Genomic DNA, 15,060 nt, shown 5'->3' on the forward strand with positions numbered 1-15,060 from the left:
TCCGAGCTCAGTCCCATGACTGAACCGTGTTCGACCAGATGCTGCCGTTGGCGAGAACCCGGTAGTTGCCGAAGCCCGAGTAGCACCCGAGCTGTCCGTTGAAGTCGGGCTCGACCGTTCGCACGCTGGCAAAGCCGCCCCCGGAGTCGAAGCACTGAAGGGTGACGGGGCCGGTGAACCCCGACAGGCGTACGCGGTAGTAGTAACCGTTCGACGTCGACGGTTCGAAGTCGCCTCGGGACAGGAAGACCTGCTGCGGCGGCGGGGGCGGCGGCCCGACGGAGGCCGACGCGGAACCCGCGCTTCCGGGGCCCGACTTGTTCACCGCCCGCACCTCGAGCGTGTACGACCCCTGATTGAGGTTGCTGCGCGTGTACGAGGTGTTTGACCCGACGCCGGTCCACCCGCCGCTGCCGTTGAGACGCACTTCGTAGCTGATGTTCGCCGACCCACCCGGGTTCGCGGTGACGGCGTTCCAGTTCCACCGAATGGCACCGGGCTGCGATCCGTCGGTCACCGTCGCGCTCACCGACGGTCGCCCGGGCGTGCCCTGCGTCGTGACGGTGCCGGCGTTCGATGTGCCGGTGGCCCCCTGACGCCCACCCGAATTCGTGGCAAACACCCGGACCGTGTACGAGCCGCCGTCAAGGTTGCCGAGGTTGCCGGTGGAGGTGCCCGTTGTCGTGCCGCTGCGGAGGCTGGTCGTTCCGCGCAGGAGCTCCCACGTGTAGCTCAGGCTGCCACCGCTCGCCGCGACCCCGCCCCAGGTGGCGCTCACGGCGCCACCGGGCGCCCACTGTTCGCCGACAGTCAGGGTGACGGCGGGGGTGCCAGGAGTGCCGTAGGGGATCACGGGGTTGCTCACCGGCGACCATGGGCCGGCACCGTGCACATTGATGGCCCGAACGGCGAAGGTGTACGAGGTGCCGTTGGTCAGCCCCGAAATCGTGCACGACGGCGGCGCACAGTCAGTGGGAGTCGGGACCGACGGGTTGGAAACGACTTCGTAGCCCGTGATCGGCTTACCGTTGCTGGCCGGAGCCTGGAACCCAATGGTGACGGAGCCCTCGTCGCCTTGCGCGGGCACCGTCGGTCTCAGCACCTGGTCGGGCACGTCGCTCACGACCAGGGTGATCGTGCCGTTGACGGCGCGGTCCGGGTCGCGGGTGGCATCTTCAACGCGGTACACCACAACCACCGTTCCCGATTTCAGGGTCGGGCTCGGCGTGATGCTCACCGTGCTTGCGGTGAAGCTGACGGTGGCGGGCTCGCCGGTGTTTTGCACCGTGGCTCCCACGATCGTGAGCGGTTCACCTGTCGACTGATACGGGTTCGAGTCGTTCGCCAGGGGGTTCGCGACGAGTGTGCCGTCGCCGCGTTGCGCCTCATAGTTGTCATCAACGGCCACAGCTGGCGGCCGAGAAGATCCGACGACGGTGACCGTGATGGTGCCGGGCACCGTGAAGTCATCCCAGCGCAGGTTCACGTCGAGCGTGAGCGTCGTGCCCTTCTGGGCCGTGCGCGGCGCCGACACGGTCAGGGTCGACCCCGACAGCGAGGCGTCCACGCCTGATGCCTGACCGCGAAGGTCGGAGTACGTCACCTCCTGCAAGATCTGCGGGTTCGGGTGGGCCGTTGACGACCTCAGGTCAATCGTCGACTGCTCCCCCACCTCGACCTCCACACTCGGTGTGGTGAACTCCGGTGCCGTGTCGCGGAACTCGGGGTCTCCGACCACGATCGGCAGCGTCAGCGTGACCGTGTTGCCGTTGGGGTCTTCGGCCGACGCCCCGTCCGTGACGGTGAAGGTGATGGATGCGGGCCCGCGGTAATCGAGCGCCCCCTGGAAGCGGATGGTGTCGCGGTCGACGCCGGCCGGAGTTCCATCGCTCTGGGTTGCCGTCACGAGTTCGGGTTCGGGGATCCACACCTCACGCTCAGATGGCACGACGAGCAGCTCCGAGATCGACCACTCGCGCGACTCATTCATGGGCACGTACTGCACCGGCAACGCCGGGTCGAGGAACGGCGGTTCGTCGAAGCCCTCATCAACGGCGGCCGGGACGATGATGAACGCGTACGCCGAGAGCTCGTCATCGACGTTTGTCACGCGATACGTGATCGCTTGGCGGCGGTCAACCGGAGTGACGGTGACGATTCCGGGCCGTTCGGCATCGAGGGCAGCGTTGCTCGCGTTGGGGCCTTCCAGGCTGACCAGCAGCTCGTCGTTCGACCCGGATGGATTGAACGCATACCCGTCGAAGATGTCGACGGTGACGGACTCTTCGCCCGCAATCTCGGCCCGCGCGACGGAGACGTCGGTCGCCGTCGGCGGCAACAGCGGAGCATCCTCAGTGACCTGAACGAGCACGTAGCCGATGTCGCGGCCACCGCGATCGTTGGTGATCTCGTAGCGCAGCGAGAACGACTGCTCGGTGTCGGGGGCAGTCAGCACCAGGTAGCGGGCGTCAACGACCTCCGCGTCGATACCGTCTGGTACATCAAGAAGGGTGTCGGATGCGCGGATCTCGGCGCCCTGCGGGTCGGAATCATTCGCGAGCAGGTCGAGCTGGGAGACGCGGCCGGGGCGCACGGACACCGAGTCGGGCACAGCGGTGGGGTTGCTCGTGGTGTCGGGCTGCGGAATCACCGCGATGCGCACCTCGGCGTCGCCTACCGCACCGAACGCATCCACCACCTGATAGCGGAACGTGTCGGTTCCCGCGGTCGTTTCGGCCGCCTCGTAGACGAAGTGTGTCGGGCCCGACTCGACGATCGTGCCGAGTGTGGCCCCGCTCGGAGCGCGGAGCAACTCGACCGAGTCGCCGTCGGGGTCGACCTGATCGAGCGGCAGGTCAATGCGCACGTTGTTGCCCGCCAGCACGCGGCCGATGATGTCGGCCGGTCGCGGGTCGGCGTTACCCGTCGTATCGAGGGGGGTGACCGTAAAGATCACGGCCGCCGCCGCCGTCTCACCGTAGGGATCGGTCAGCAGGTACTCGGCCGTGTACTGACCGGGCTCATCGGGGGCCTGGAAGCGCACAGTGTTCGCCGACACGAATGCGATGCCGGCGGAGGGCGTCGTAATCAGCTCGTCCGCGACGATCAGGGGCGATGCATCCGGATGCACGTCATTGTCGGTGACGTCAACGGTGACGATATCGCCGGCGCGCACCGTGACGGAATCATCGCGGGCAACGGGCGGCTGGTGCTTGGTCAGCGCGGGCACCGGCACAACCGTGACGCCGGCCGTCGCCGATTGCACGCCGTCGGAGACCGTGTAGCTCAGGTCGACCTGCTCGGTAAGGGCCGCGGTCGCCGTGATGCGCACGAGGGTCGAGGCCAGCAGCTCGACGGTGACGCCCGCCGCCTCCGTCGCCGCAGGAACATCAATCGACTGGACGGCGAGAATGCGTCCGCTCGGGCTGACATCGTTCGCGAGCACCGACACAGTGAGCGGCTGATCACCGCGCAGGTATGCGGTGTCGCGCACAGCGATCGGCGGCGCGTCGTCGGTTTCGGGGCGCTCGGAGACGTCCACGCGCACGATTCCGGTGCTGGATGCTCCGCCCGCCTGAACCGTGTAGGTGAAGTAATAGATGCCGGGGCTCGAGGCCGAAAAGCGCACCTCGTCGCGGTCAGTGTCGAGCGTGGCGGCCGCCCCCTCCCCCGGCTCGGCGATCGCCGCGAGGCTGAGCACGGCACCCGAGGGCGAGAGGTCGTTCGCCAGCGGCTCGATGATGACCGTCTCGTCGACGAAAAGCGTCGCGAAGTCGGGGGTGCCGACGGGGTTGAGTGAACTCGCCGGCTCGACGGTCACCGTCAGAGTGCCGGCCACGGGGTCGCCCTGGCCGTCGGCAACCAAGAACTGCACCGTCTTCTCGCCCAGCTCGGACGTCTGGTGAGTGAAGGTGATCGTGCCGTCGGGGCTGAATCGCACGAGGTCGCCCGCGTTGGGGGTGGCTCCGACGAGGTACAGCTCGTCGCCGTCGGGGTCTCGCCAGTTCGCGAGCACGTTGTACTCAATCGTCTGATTCGCCTCCACGGCCACGCCCGAGGTGCGCAGCTCAACGGGCTGCTCGTTGCTGCCATCGGGGACGACGCGGGCCGACACCCGGGCGCTTGCCGTGCCGCCACGCCCATCGTCGACCGTGTAATCGAACGCGATCGTTCCGGCGAAGTCGGGCGCCTGCGTGAACTGCAGCGCGCGACCGCCGTCAATGAGCTCCAGCCGGCCCGTCGCCTCCGCCACCGCACCCACGGCGCTGATGACGAGCACGTCACCGTCGGGATCACTGTCGTTGTCGAGCACGCTGAGCACGGTGGTGCGCCCCGGACGAATCCCGAACTCGTCGTCGACTGCCGTCGGCGCACGGTTCTCATCGGTGCGCTCGGCCAGGGTGTCTTCGAACGACTGATTGGCGCTTTCCTCGTCACCGGTTTCGGGCGAATCTTCTTGAACGGGAGGGGTGACGTCTTCCCAGTTGTTGACGAGCCGCATCGTGTCACTCGGCACCCACGCGTTGCCCGTCGTGAGGTCGTTGAGAGCGACGACCGAGCCGTTGACGCGGAACTCGAGCCGACTGCCCGCGGTCGGTTCGGCGATGTCGAACGGTTCGGGCACGGCGCTATCGCAGGCGAGCACGTACCGCTGGGCGTGCCCCCAGGCGCCGTGCGCGCATCCATCAACGACGACAGGTGAGGCGACGGATGCGCGCTCATCCGTCGGCGACGCAACGCCCGCATCCCATCGGTCAACGTCGCCGGAATCGAGGCCGACGCGCAGCAGCGCGTCGCCCGTCGCCACCACCGCGAAATCGGCACGGGGGCCGGACTGCTGCAGTTCGAGAGCGGCATCGTCGCCCAGGGGAATGACGCGACCGTCTTCACCAACGAGCTCATTCGTCGACCGATCAAGCACCACCGCCCGATCACCAACGGCGGCGAGCTCGAAGTCGCCGACCGCCGGGAAGTCGGCCACGACCGGCTCTTCGGCGAGCGACTCGAGCTTCAGCACCTGCCCGAGCGACGGGCTCACGACGATGACGACGCCGTCGTCGCTGACCGCCACCTTGGCGTCATCGCCGACCTCTGCGGTGGGCGGCTGGCTGATGAAGTTGAACTGCAGGTCACCGGCCGCGGAAATCGCCCAGAGGCTGCCATCCGCGACGATCGCGAGCACGTCTCCGCCGTGGTCAATCTGGGCGTTGGGCGGAACATCGATGGCACTCGTGACCCGAGTCGTCGCCGCGTCAACCGACTCGACCCGGGCGTTGTCGGGGTCGAGCAAGAACAGTGCGTCACCCTGCTGCAACACGTCGAAGGCGGCGGAGGAGGCGACGACAGAGCCGTTGAGTTCCTCAATTTGTCGGTTCAAACGGCCACCCAATTGCTGAGCACCGTTCGTAACCCACACGTCGCGGGCGGTGAGGTCAACGTCGGCGACCGGGAACCCGTCGTGCAAGGCGGCGACCGTGACCGTGCCACCGGCAACGAGGGCGATCGCGAGCGCGCTCGCGAGAGAGCGCCGGCCGCGAGGTGCCAGGCTGAACGACACTGAGCGACTCCCGGTCTGATCTCTGCTCGGCTCGAGGGGGAAAAACGACAACTTCCCTCACGCTAGCAGAGGCGATACCCCTGCGTTCTACCCGTGGGACGGGGAGAACTCCCCATTCGCCTGCTGTTCACGCTCGAGCAGAGGGAGATCGTCGTGGCTAATCAGGCGGCTGGCGACCGCATATTCCACGAGACGCTGCCGGCGACCCGTTGCCAGCTTGCCCCGCTCACCCCGAAGCCCCTGGACGCCGACACGCGACAATTTTTCACACACATTGTCAAGTTTGCGATTGAACGTCGTCAGGGGCCACCCCAGGCGCTCGGCGGCTTCGGCCGACGATGGGATGCTTCCGCGGCCCGGCGAATCCTGGCGGAGGACATGTTCGGCCAGCGCCACGATGAGAAGTCTCTGCGAGGACGTGAGAGGCACGGCACCGATCGTCGTCGTGCCGCTTTGCGGGAGGGGCGCCCCCGTCGGTGAGTAAAAATCCCCCGAGGTGGTGACCGTGAGGTCGTACGTCGTGGACCCAGCAGAAAACAAGACGGTCAGCGTGGGAAAGACGAGCGGCAGTCTGCCCCCGGGCGGTAGCCAGGCCTGCACGCCCCCCGACCCGTCGGAGACCGTCGCCGACAGCAGTGACCCTTCGTTCGCAACCCACCACAGGCCGCCGTCTTCCGACAGGACGAGGAAGCGACGGTGCAGGTAGGGGTTGTCATCGATGACAAGATCGCCCTCCCGCCCGACCACAAAGGTGTCCCCCGCGGCAACGTCAAACCGCTCGCCGCAGAACTCGACCGAGAGAGCGCTCGTCATGCGGCGCACACTTCTAGCGGAGCCGACAGCTGACCGGCACGGCGCACCGACACCTCAACGCAGACCCCATCCGCTGGCCCCACGCCCTCGACGACAACCGTGTCACCGTCGAGGGTGCGAAGTGGTTCGCCCGAACTGCGGTTGCTGATGCGCCACACGAGCTGGTCGCCCTCGACAGGGTCAGTGTTTTCCACGAGGAACGTCATGCCAGCGGTGTCGAAGCTCGGCTCACCGACGAGGCGAGGAGCGTCGACCGCCTCAGGGACGACCGCCGCCTGTCCCGTGCCTCCGGGCGCCGGGGATGCGCTCGTCGACCCCTCAGGGGTCAACCCGCCGCCGAGCGCGATGCCTGCGACGACACCCCCAATGACCAGCACACCGGCCACACCCAGCGCGACCATCAGCGCGGTGCGTTGCCGCGACGGCACCTCGTCGGCGGTATCCGCCGTCTCGCTTGCCGCCGTCGACGCGTCGGTGACGGGAGTTACACGGCGCACGACCGTTTCGTCGAGCGGAGTCGCATCGGCCGACTGCGCAGCGACGCGCGGCACGGTGCGGACATGCGTCTCGTCAGCGCCGCTAGACGCGTCGGGCTCGGCAGGCGGCACGGCGGCGGCCGGCCCCGCCTGAGCGTCGATCGTCGCCACCGAGCGAACGCGCGTCTCGTCGCCCGTGACATCCGAGTGGTCGGGGGCTGGCGCCGCGATGGCGAGGTTCGGCACCTCGAGCTCGGTGCGCGCGTAGCCCAGTTCAAGCTCAACCCGCTGAAGCGCCCGCGCAAAATCGGCCGCCGTGGCGAATCGCCGATCGGGATCGGTCGACATCCCCTTCTGCAGAACGGTCAACAGCGACCGAGGAACATCGTCGCGGGCCATCGGCGTGATGGCGCCCCGCTCGATGCGGCCAATCAGATCGAGGGTTCCGTTCGGGCGACCCCGCACCTCGAACGGCGTCTGCCCCGCGAGCACCGTCCAAAGCGTGGCGGCGAGAGAAAAGACGTCGCTGCGCACGTCGGGCCGCGGATAGTCCTCAAACATCTCCGGCGGCGACCACGGGACAGAGAGACCCACGTTGCCGGTCCCCCCATCGGTTGCGCCGTCGAGGGCCTCGGCCAGCGTCGTCGTTGAGGCCGTCAGCTCGTCGTCGACGGTGGAGGAAATGCCAAAGTCGGTGAGGGCGGGCCACCCGTAGTCGTTACTCAGAACGTTTGCCGGCTTGATGTCGCGATGCAAGATTCCGGCCTGGTGCGCAACGACGATCGCGCTGGACAGCCGGACCCCGGTGCGCAGCGCCTCGACGACCGACAGCGGCGCCTGCTTGTAGCGATCGGCGAGGCTCGGGCCCGAGCAGTACTCCATGGCGAAGTAGGGGCGACCATCGCCCGCCACGGCGGCGTGGTAAATCGTCACGATGTACGGGTGGTTCGACAACTGCGCCATGAGGTTGGCTTCGGCGACAAACGCGGCACGCGACGCCGCCGTCATCTCTTCGGCGAGCAGCACCTTGACGGCAACGCGCCTCCGTGGCAGTTCCTGCTCGTACAGGAAGACGTCGGAGAACCCTCCGGCACCCAGCAGGCTGACGTAGCGGTAACCCGGAAGCTGCGGCGGCGGGGACGCTGCGCGACGCATCACCGCTCCTCGACCGTGATGGACACGACCCCGCCGAGTTCGAGGACGGCACCAGGGATGACGGGGGTCGGCTCTCCTCCGCGCAGGCGCACCGGTGCGGCACCCGGGAGGGCGACAGTGGTGCCGTTCTTCGAGTGCAGGTCGGTCACCACAACGGTGCCTCCCTGTCGGTCGACGTGCACATGGCTGCGCGAGAGATCTTGCTCCGTATCGGGCACCGTCACGAGGCGGGGCAAGGCACCGGCCGGAACGCCCGAAACGCTCGGTGATCTGCCGAGCACGAGTGGCCCGTCGATCACTTCAACGCGCTCATCGCCGAACACGAGAACAGCCGACAGCTCCTCGTCCGCGGCAGTCGGCACCGGAGCGGCGTCTTCTTCCGCCGGGCGACGTCGCGGCCGATCGAGTTTCGACACCATGATCGTGTGCCCATCGTGATCGCCGGCGACCGTTTCGCTGACCGCCGGGCTCTCACTGGCGCCAGCGAGCGAATCACCCGTCGAGGTGGCGTTCGCGGCATCGTCAGCGTCGACCGCGTCGCTCGACTCGACAGCGGCGTCGCTGACGGATCGATAGACGGTCGCACCGAAGAGAAAGTCGTAGCCGTCCTCGGCTGTTGGCTCCGGGGGACTGTCGCTGTCGCTCTGGGCGGGCGGTTCGCCGCCGACGAACCCCGCGTCGAGGTCATCATGCACGATCGTCTCTTCGGGAACAGCGAGCTCGGCGCTCGGAGGAGTGCTCTCCGCGGCGGGCGTGGCCAGCGCAATGGGCTGAACGGCGGGCTCGCCGACGCTCGTCACCCGCAGCGCCGACACGACACCGGACGCGATGGGCAGACCCGCCGACGTCGCACCGACCGTTGACGACGCGTCCACCACGACGGCCCCGTTGGCGACGATACGTTCGATCCAGGTGGCCGCGTCCGCCCCGTCCAGCGATTCGAAGCCGACGGTCACCCGCGCTGGTCCGCGAACGATGACGCGCATCCCTTCGCCCGCCGGCTCGACGAGCGCGAACGCGGGCGTCGCCGCAATTCCACCGGCGGTGAGCACCCCCATCACGTCGGCGGCGCCGCCTCGCAATGCGCGCCACAACCCGTCGACGTCGTGACTGCCCGCCACACCGTGAACCAGCAAGACCCGCGGCCCGTCGACGACGGCGAGCCACGGCGTTGTCGGAGGGGCGGGCGTGTACTGGAAAGTCATGTCAGCTCCTTGGCCGGGTGTCTTCAACCACCATCAGGGCGCGGTCAACGGTGTCATCGACGGCGATACCAACCTCGTTCGTGACCCGCGACTCGACCACGACGACGCTGACATTGTCGTGACCCCCCGCCGCGACGGCGGCACGCACGAGTCGCTCGGCAAGACTCGGACCCTGCGGGTCTCTGGCCGATTGCTGCTCGTGGAACACGATGATGCGCGCAATCTCGTCGTCGGGGAGCTCACGCGTGAGTCCGTCAGAACACAACACAAAGGTTTGCGTACCGCGCATCGGCAACAGCCACACGTCGGCTTCGACCTCGTCGTGGGCGCCGAGCGCCCGCGTCACGACATTGCGCCCCACGTGCGGCAGCAGCGCTTCTTCTGGCGTGAGCACGCCGTCGTCGATGAGTTCTTGCGTGACCGAGTGGTCCACGCTCTGCTGGACGAGGGAACGACCGTCCCATCGATACGTCCGTGAGTCACCGATGTTCACGGCCATCCAGTGCGGGCCCGCCCCCTCAACCGTCACGAGGACGAGACCGGTGAGAGTCGTGCCAGACAACCCCGTTCCCGGCACCGCACGAACGGCCACGTTTGCGTCGGCCACGCACGCCACGACATCACGCGGAGTCAGCTCGGTGGCACCCGAAAGCGCGGCGAACGTGTCAATGACGGCGCGACTCGCGAGATCGCCACGCTCGTGCCCGCCCATGCCGTCGGCGACCAACCACACGGGGGGTGCAGCCAGCACGCTGTCCTCGTTGAACGCCCGTACCGCACCGCGGTCGGAATGAGCACTGTGCCGCAGCTGCACGGGCGTGCCGTGCACCACGACCTCGTCGCGCGTTCCCTCCGGCACCCCGGCTCCCCTCGTCGCGGCCAACGCTAGCAACCCTCGCGGTTCAGCGCGGTCGCGGTGGACGGGGAGAACTCCCCACTACGAGGATGCGCGGGCTGAGTTGCCTCGGCATCGCCCTTTTTCGACGCCTCCGGAGTACCCTCGGCGTCATGAGCCGCCTGTCGGAGATGAGCGTCGCGCGGGTGTACCCGCTGTATGTGCAGAAGGTCGAGCGCAAGGGGCGCACCCGTGACGAACTCGACGAGGTCATTGCGTGGCTCACGGGCTTCGATCGTGATGCCGTCGCTCGTCACCTCGAGGCGAACAGTTCCTTCGGCGATTTCTTTGCCGACGCGAGCCTCAACCCCCGTGCGTCGCTGATCACGGGGGTGATTTGCGGGGTGCACGTGGAGGACATCGACGACCCCGTCGACCAGAAAGTGCGGTATCTCGACAAACTCGTCGACGAGCTGGCGAAAGGCAAAGCCATGGAGAAGGTTCTGCGATCATGACGGCCCCCACCGAATCACCAACACCTCCGCGCCGCCGACGGGTGGTGGTGATCATCGGCGTCACGGCGCTGCTCTTGGGGTTGGGCGCCGGTGCGCTCGGCCTGGGCATCGCGATGAACACGCCGACCGCGGCGCCGAATTCGGCGCCGAGCGGCGACCCGAGTGACGCGCCCTCCGACGAACCCACGGCTCGACCGACGCCCAGCGACACGGGCTCGGCGGAGCCCACATCGGCCCCCGAACCCGAACGGGCGGCGTTGCCGGCCGATTGCGCCAGCCTCTACAGCGGCTCAATGACGGCCGAATTGCAGAGTTATGGCGTCGCCTTGAACCCCGCCTGGACGGTCGACAACCCCGAGGCTGGCCTGGGCTTCGCCGACCCCCAGCTTGAGGCGTGGACCGCCGAGTGGCAGACGCTGCGCTGCCTCTGGACGACCCCCGACGGGGGAAGTGGCATCGGACTCGAAACGCACGTCGTCCCGGTTCTCCCCGACGAGGGCGCCGCTGTGGAGGCGCAGCTCGCCAGCCTCGGCTACGACTCCGTCGACGAGCTCGGCAGCACTCGCTACCTCTGGAGTGTCACCGACGACGAGTTCGGCGGCGCCTGGGGCGAATCGCACATCGTCGTCGGCGGCTACTGGTTCGCAACCGCCTGGATCGATCTCGGCGTCACCGGCTACACGGCCGACATGGTTCAGAACCTGGTCGGCACCGACTGAGACGCAGACCAGAGCCCGAACGACAAAGCCCCCGACATGAGCCGGGGGCTTTTCGTTGGTGACCCCAGCGGGATTCGAACCCGCGTTACCGCCGTGAGAGGGCGGCGTACTAGGCCGCTATACGATGGGGCCGCGTCGCAACCCGTCGAGTATGCCACAGCCCGCGGGCGCCCACCAAACCGGGCCGACGTCGGATGCCGCGTCGGGCATCCGCCCCGAATTTCGGCGTGATTCAGGGGGTCGGGGCGAGCACGCGAAGTGAGCGCGCATCCACCGTCGCCGTGACCGGCAGCGGAGCGACGCGCTCGCCGTCGGCGTACGCGACGACGCCCGCGGCGGCGACAGAGACGCGGGATGCGCGGTGCACGATCACGCGCGGGTCGCCCACGTGCGTTCCGGCAAAGACGCGCGGGTAGATACGCAAGAACTGTAGGCGCGACAGCGGCTTCACGAGTACGACGTCGAAGAGTCCGTCGTCGAGTTTCGCGTCGGGTGCGACCTTCATCCCGCCGCCAAACGAGAGGTTGTTGGCGACCGCGACGAGCAGGGCGCGCTCGACCCGCGTCTCGCCATCGAGCTCGAGCGTGTACTCGATGGGCCGCAGCTTCGCGAGCTCGACGAGCAGCGCGAGCGTGTAACGGCTGCGCCCCCGCGGGAAGCGCATGCGGTTCGCCCGCTCGTTGACGAGGGCGTCGAATCCGGCCGAGAGGATGCACGCGAAGCGGGTCTCGCCCGTCGCGTGGGCGATCGTGCCGGCGTCGATGACCCGCGGCGGCACATCGAGCTGCTCGGCGAGCATCCGAATCGCCGCCTCCGCGTCGTCGACGGGGATGCCCAGGCCCCGACAGACGTCGTTGCCCGTGCCGCTCGGCACGATACCGAGGGGAATGCGACTGCCCTCGAGGGCCATCACGCCGAGGGCCACCATGCCGTCGCCGCCGACGACCACGAGCGCGTCGGGCTTCTCGGTCAGGGCGCGGCGGGTGGCGTCGAGCAGCTGCGGGAAGTCGAGCTCGGTGAGGCTCACCACCTCGTGGCCGAGCCCACGCAGGGTCGTCACGACAGCAGGGCCCACCTCCCGCCCGCGCCCGAAGGCGGCGTTGGGGTTGATCGCGACGACGACGCGCTTACGCGCCCTCATGGGCTCAGCTGCCCCGGTTATTCTGCAGCTCGTAGACGGCGATGAGCTCGGCGACGGCCTTCTCACGCTCGTCGCCGCCCGCGTCGAACATGTCGGTCACGTGCGTGCGCAGGTGGTTCTCGACGAGCAGCTTGTTGAGGCTCGAGAGGCTCTTCTGAATCGCGAGCGACTGAGTAATGATGTCGACGCAGTACTCGTCGGCGTCGATCATCTTCTCGAGCCCGCGCATCTGGCCCTGCAAGATCTTGGTGCGGTGCAGGGCGCGCTTCTTGATGTCGTCGATCATGCGACTGACTTTATACCCCCAGGGGGTAGACCCCGATCGTGCACGGCGCACGGGTTTAGGGTGTCGGGCATGAAGCTGCAGAAGCACGAACATGCCTGTTTCACGGTTGAGCACGACGGTGCAACGCTGGTGGTCGATCCGGGGTCGTTCACCGAGGCTTTCTCGGTCAAGAATCTGGCCGGCATCGTCGTGACGCACGAGCACGCCGACCACGTCACGCCCGAGCACCTCGACCGGCTGCTCGACGGCCGTCCCGAGACTCCCCTCTTCGCCCCCCAGGGCGTCGCATCCGCGCATCCCGGATACGCGTGGCAGGTCGTCGACGGAGGCGACGTCGCAAACGCCGGCCCCTTCGCCCTCGCTTTTTTCGGCGGTCGGCACGCGGTCATCCACCGCTCGATTCCCGTCATCGACAACGTGGGCGTCATGATCAACGAGACGATCTACTACCCGGGCGACTCGTTCACGGTGCCCGACCGCGAGGTCGACGTGCTCGCCGTGCCGTCGAGCGCCCCGTGGCTGAAGATCGGCGAGGTCATGGACTACCTCGACTCGGTGCGGCCGCGCCGGTCGTTCCCGACACACGAGCAGGTCAACTCGGCAGCGGGGCAGGCAATGGCGAACGCGCGCATCGGGCTCGTGACCGAGCAGCACGGCGGCCAGTTCTTCCCGCTCGCCGCGGGCGACGAGCTCGAGTGTGACTAACGTGGGTGACGGCAGCCCCGGCTTCGAGTCGCGCCGCGAGCGCACGGCCCGCCGCAGTGCGTGGCTGGTCACCGCAGTCGGCGTCGCGGTCACTGCCGTCGGCCTCGCCCAGCCGGTCTCGTTTGGATGGTTTGGGTGGCTGCCGGACGACCAGCAGGTGATCGTAACGACGCCGACCGTCGTTCTGCTGCACCCTGTCGCTGCTATCGGGCTCGTCATCTCGATCACCGCTGGGCTCGCTGCTGCGTTCTTCCAGGGCCGGCTTCATGGGCGTCGCCGGCGCTGGTGCTCTCTCTAGCGACCGGCGCGAGCCGGGGTACGACGCCGACGCGTCATCGGCGTCTCTAGCGGCCAGAACGGCAACACCAGCGACAGAAGCGCAACGAGCGGCCAGAGGGTCGCGGTCGCGATCGCGGCGACCACACCGGCGAGTGCCACGACGACCGTGATCGCGAGCAGTACCCGACGAATCACGCGAAGGTCGTCCCGCTTCTGAGCGTTAGCCATACCTAAGAGTAGCTCGCTCACCGTCGCGGTACTCCGGCGGCCACACGACGGTGAAGCGCTCGAGCACGATCTCCTGCTCAGGCGACCATGTGTCGCCGCGCGCGGCGGCGGTACGGCGCCAGTAGCGCTCGTGGCCCTCGCGCCAGGTGGCCAGCGTGCGGTCGTCCTCTCCCTCGTCGAAGGCGAACCGCGCATCCACCTCGTCGAAGGTCGCTAAGCGGAATTCGGTCGAGCGCATGATGACGCGCGGCGCACCCGCACCGTCGCAGGCAATCCAGTGCGAGCCGATGCGCGGCAGCTGCTGCCCCTCGGCGATGAACTCGACCACCAGCGCGGCCGTCGCCCGCTTCGTGCCGTCGAGCACGAGGCCGAGCAGTTCGTCGGCGAGCGCCGGCGAGTCACCGAAGTATTCGACGACCCACTCCCCCGTCGCCGCCACGGCATCGGGATGCGCGGCCGCGTATTCGGCCCACATCACTTCGGCGGCCGCGCGGTCGGGTTCGGGAAGTGCGTCGTTCATGAATACCTACAGCCTCGGGTCTTGACGCTCGTGCAGAACTCGCAGAAGTGTGAGCGTCCGGTCGTCGTATCGGAAATACAGGGCGTGACGAGGGTCACTCACCGTGCGGCGGAGCACACCTCGCAGGTGAAAAGATCGCACACCCCGAGAAAGCTCATCGCGGCGCCGAGACCCCTGCACTTCTGGATTCGCGAGTAGTGCCATGATCGCCTGCTCGATCAATTCTTCGTAGTCGTCTCGCGCACCCGGGCCGTACGAGGTGCCGCTCCACTCCAGCAGCTGGCGCAGGTCGTCTTTTGCCTCGGCTGCCACCCGAAGCAGGCGGCCGGCCCCCGACATCAGAGCGCTGACAAGTACGAGCGAAAGTCGCGTGCCGGCATGTCGTCGAACCCTCCGGCCGCGACCGACTGCTCTGCGTCGGCAATCAGACGTCGAAGTTCAGCAATGTCGTCATCACCGGCGTCGAAGCTGTTCGCCAACTCACGGGCGAGCGCCATTCGGTCAGCCGGCGCCAACGCCAAGACTTCCGCCGTTAGTGCCTTGAGATCGCGGTTCATGCGGCGAGTGTACGCCGCACCTCCGACAGTGACGTTGGCGACCCCGAAGAGCGATGACGCGCTGGGCGC

General features: G+C 67.9%; 15 protein-coding genes and 1 tRNA gene. 4 read left to right on the plus strand and 12 right to left on the minus strand.

What is annotated here, in order from left to right:
• Nucleotides 1-7 precede the first annotated feature (7 nt).
• The 5 genes from EV141_RS03520 to EV141_RS03540 form a co-directional block, all read right to left on the minus strand.
• A complete protein-coding gene (locus EV141_RS03520; RefSeq protein WP_130484562.1) occupies nucleotides 8-5,557 on the minus strand; it encodes an Ig-like domain-containing protein in 5,550 nt (1,849 codons plus the stop codon).
• Between the two features lie 87 nt (nucleotides 5,558-5,644).
• The gene (locus EV141_RS03525; protein WP_130484563.1) at nucleotides 5,645-6,370 is read right to left on the minus strand and encodes an FHA domain-containing protein; all 726 of its coding nucleotides are present in this window, start codon (nucleotides 6,368-6,370) and stop codon (nucleotides 5,645-5,647) included.
• Nucleotides 6,367-8,001: a serine/threonine-protein kinase gene (locus EV141_RS03530; protein ID WP_130484564.1), complete on the minus strand. Its 1,635-nt coding sequence runs from the start codon at nucleotides 7,999-8,001 to the stop codon at nucleotides 6,367-6,369. Before EV141_RS03530 ends, EV141_RS03525 begins: the two co-directional genes overlap by 4 nt.
• Nucleotides 8,001-9,206 carry an FHA domain-containing protein gene (locus tag EV141_RS03535; RefSeq protein ID WP_130484565.1) on the minus strand — a complete coding sequence of 402 codons (1,206 nt, stop codon included), beginning with the start codon at nucleotides 9,204-9,206 and terminating at the stop codon, nucleotides 8,001-8,003. The genes EV141_RS03530 and EV141_RS03535 overlap by 1 nt, the downstream gene beginning before the upstream one ends.
• Nucleotide 9,207: 1 nt before the next feature.
• Nucleotides 9,208-10,065 (minus strand): PP2C family protein-serine/threonine phosphatase, encoded by an 858-nt coding sequence (locus EV141_RS03540; protein ID WP_241968990.1) that lies wholly within the window; start codon nucleotides 10,063-10,065, stop codon nucleotides 9,208-9,210.
• Nucleotides 10,066-10,214: 149 nt separating this feature from the next.
• Here EV141_RS03540 and EV141_RS03545 point away from each other — a divergent pair, with 149 nt between their 5' ends.
• Nucleotides 10,215-10,556 (plus strand): DUF2200 domain-containing protein, encoded by a 342-nt coding sequence (locus tag EV141_RS03545; RefSeq protein WP_130484566.1) that lies wholly within the window; start codon nucleotides 10,215-10,217, stop codon nucleotides 10,554-10,556.
• Nucleotides 10,553-11,275 carry a hypothetical protein gene (locus EV141_RS03550; RefSeq protein WP_130484567.1) on the plus strand — a complete coding sequence of 241 codons (723 nt, stop codon included), beginning with the start codon at nucleotides 10,553-10,555 and terminating at the stop codon, nucleotides 11,273-11,275. The genes EV141_RS03545 and EV141_RS03550 overlap by 4 nt, the downstream gene beginning before the upstream one ends.
• A gap of 56 nt (nucleotides 11,276-11,331) precedes the next feature.
• Here the strand turns inward: EV141_RS03550 and EV141_RS03555 are convergent.
• From EV141_RS03555 to EV141_RS03565, 3 genes are all read right to left on the minus strand, one after another.
• Nucleotides 11,332-11,407, minus strand: a tRNA-Glu gene (locus tag EV141_RS03555).
• Between the two features lie 100 nt (nucleotides 11,408-11,507).
• Complete coding sequence (locus EV141_RS03560; RefSeq protein ID WP_130484568.1) at nucleotides 11,508-12,416, minus strand: diacylglycerol/lipid kinase family protein; 909 nt, start codon at nucleotides 12,414-12,416, stop codon at nucleotides 11,508-11,510.
• 4 nt (nucleotides 12,417-12,420) lie between these two features.
• Nucleotides 12,421-12,702, minus strand: coding sequence for a metal-sensitive transcriptional regulator (locus tag EV141_RS03565; RefSeq protein WP_130484569.1), 282 nt, complete (start codon nucleotides 12,700-12,702; stop codon nucleotides 12,421-12,423).
• A 69-nt stretch (nucleotides 12,703-12,771) separates the two neighbouring features.
• Here EV141_RS03565 and EV141_RS03570 point away from each other — a divergent pair, with 69 nt between their 5' ends.
• Together EV141_RS03570 and EV141_RS03575 are read left to right on the plus strand one after the other, a co-directional pair.
• Complete coding sequence (locus EV141_RS03570; protein WP_130484570.1) at nucleotides 12,772-13,407, plus strand: MBL fold metallo-hydrolase; 636 nt, start codon at nucleotides 12,772-12,774, stop codon at nucleotides 13,405-13,407.
• Nucleotides 13,400-13,705 (plus strand): hypothetical protein, encoded by a 306-nt coding sequence (locus EV141_RS03575; RefSeq protein WP_130484571.1) that lies wholly within the window; start codon nucleotides 13,400-13,402, stop codon nucleotides 13,703-13,705. The genes EV141_RS03570 and EV141_RS03575 overlap by 8 nt, the downstream gene beginning before the upstream one ends.
• Here the strand turns inward: EV141_RS03575 and EV141_RS03580 are convergent.
• From EV141_RS03580 to EV141_RS03595, 4 genes are read right to left on the minus strand one after another with little or no spacing between them, the layout of a single operon-like run.
• On the minus strand, nucleotides 13,702-13,914 hold the full coding sequence (locus tag EV141_RS03580; RefSeq protein WP_130484572.1) for a hypothetical protein: 213 nt from the start codon (nucleotides 13,912-13,914) through the stop codon (nucleotides 13,702-13,704). The genes EV141_RS03575 and EV141_RS03580 overlap by 4 nt on opposite strands.
• On the minus strand, nucleotides 13,907-14,434 hold the full coding sequence (locus EV141_RS03585) for an ASCH domain-containing protein (RefSeq protein WP_130484573.1): 528 nt from the start codon (nucleotides 14,432-14,434) through the stop codon (nucleotides 13,907-13,909). Before EV141_RS03585 ends, EV141_RS03580 begins: the two co-directional genes overlap by 8 nt.
• A 6-nt stretch (nucleotides 14,435-14,440) precedes the next feature.
• Nucleotides 14,441-14,746, minus strand: coding sequence for a type II toxin-antitoxin system RelE/ParE family toxin (locus tag EV141_RS03590; protein ID WP_157985492.1), 306 nt, complete (start codon nucleotides 14,744-14,746; stop codon nucleotides 14,441-14,443).
• A 26-nt stretch (nucleotides 14,747-14,772) separates the two neighbouring features.
• Nucleotides 14,773-14,991, minus strand: coding sequence for a hypothetical protein (locus EV141_RS03595; RefSeq protein ID WP_130484575.1), 219 nt, complete (start codon nucleotides 14,989-14,991; stop codon nucleotides 14,773-14,775).
• Nucleotides 14,992-15,060: the final 69 nt, after the last annotated feature.

Origin of the sequence: Microcella putealis, from assembly GCF_004216575.1 — a bacterium.
In the GTDB taxonomy this organism is placed as follows: domain Bacteria; phylum Actinomycetota; class Actinomycetes; order Actinomycetales; family Microbacteriaceae; genus Microcella; species Microcella putealis.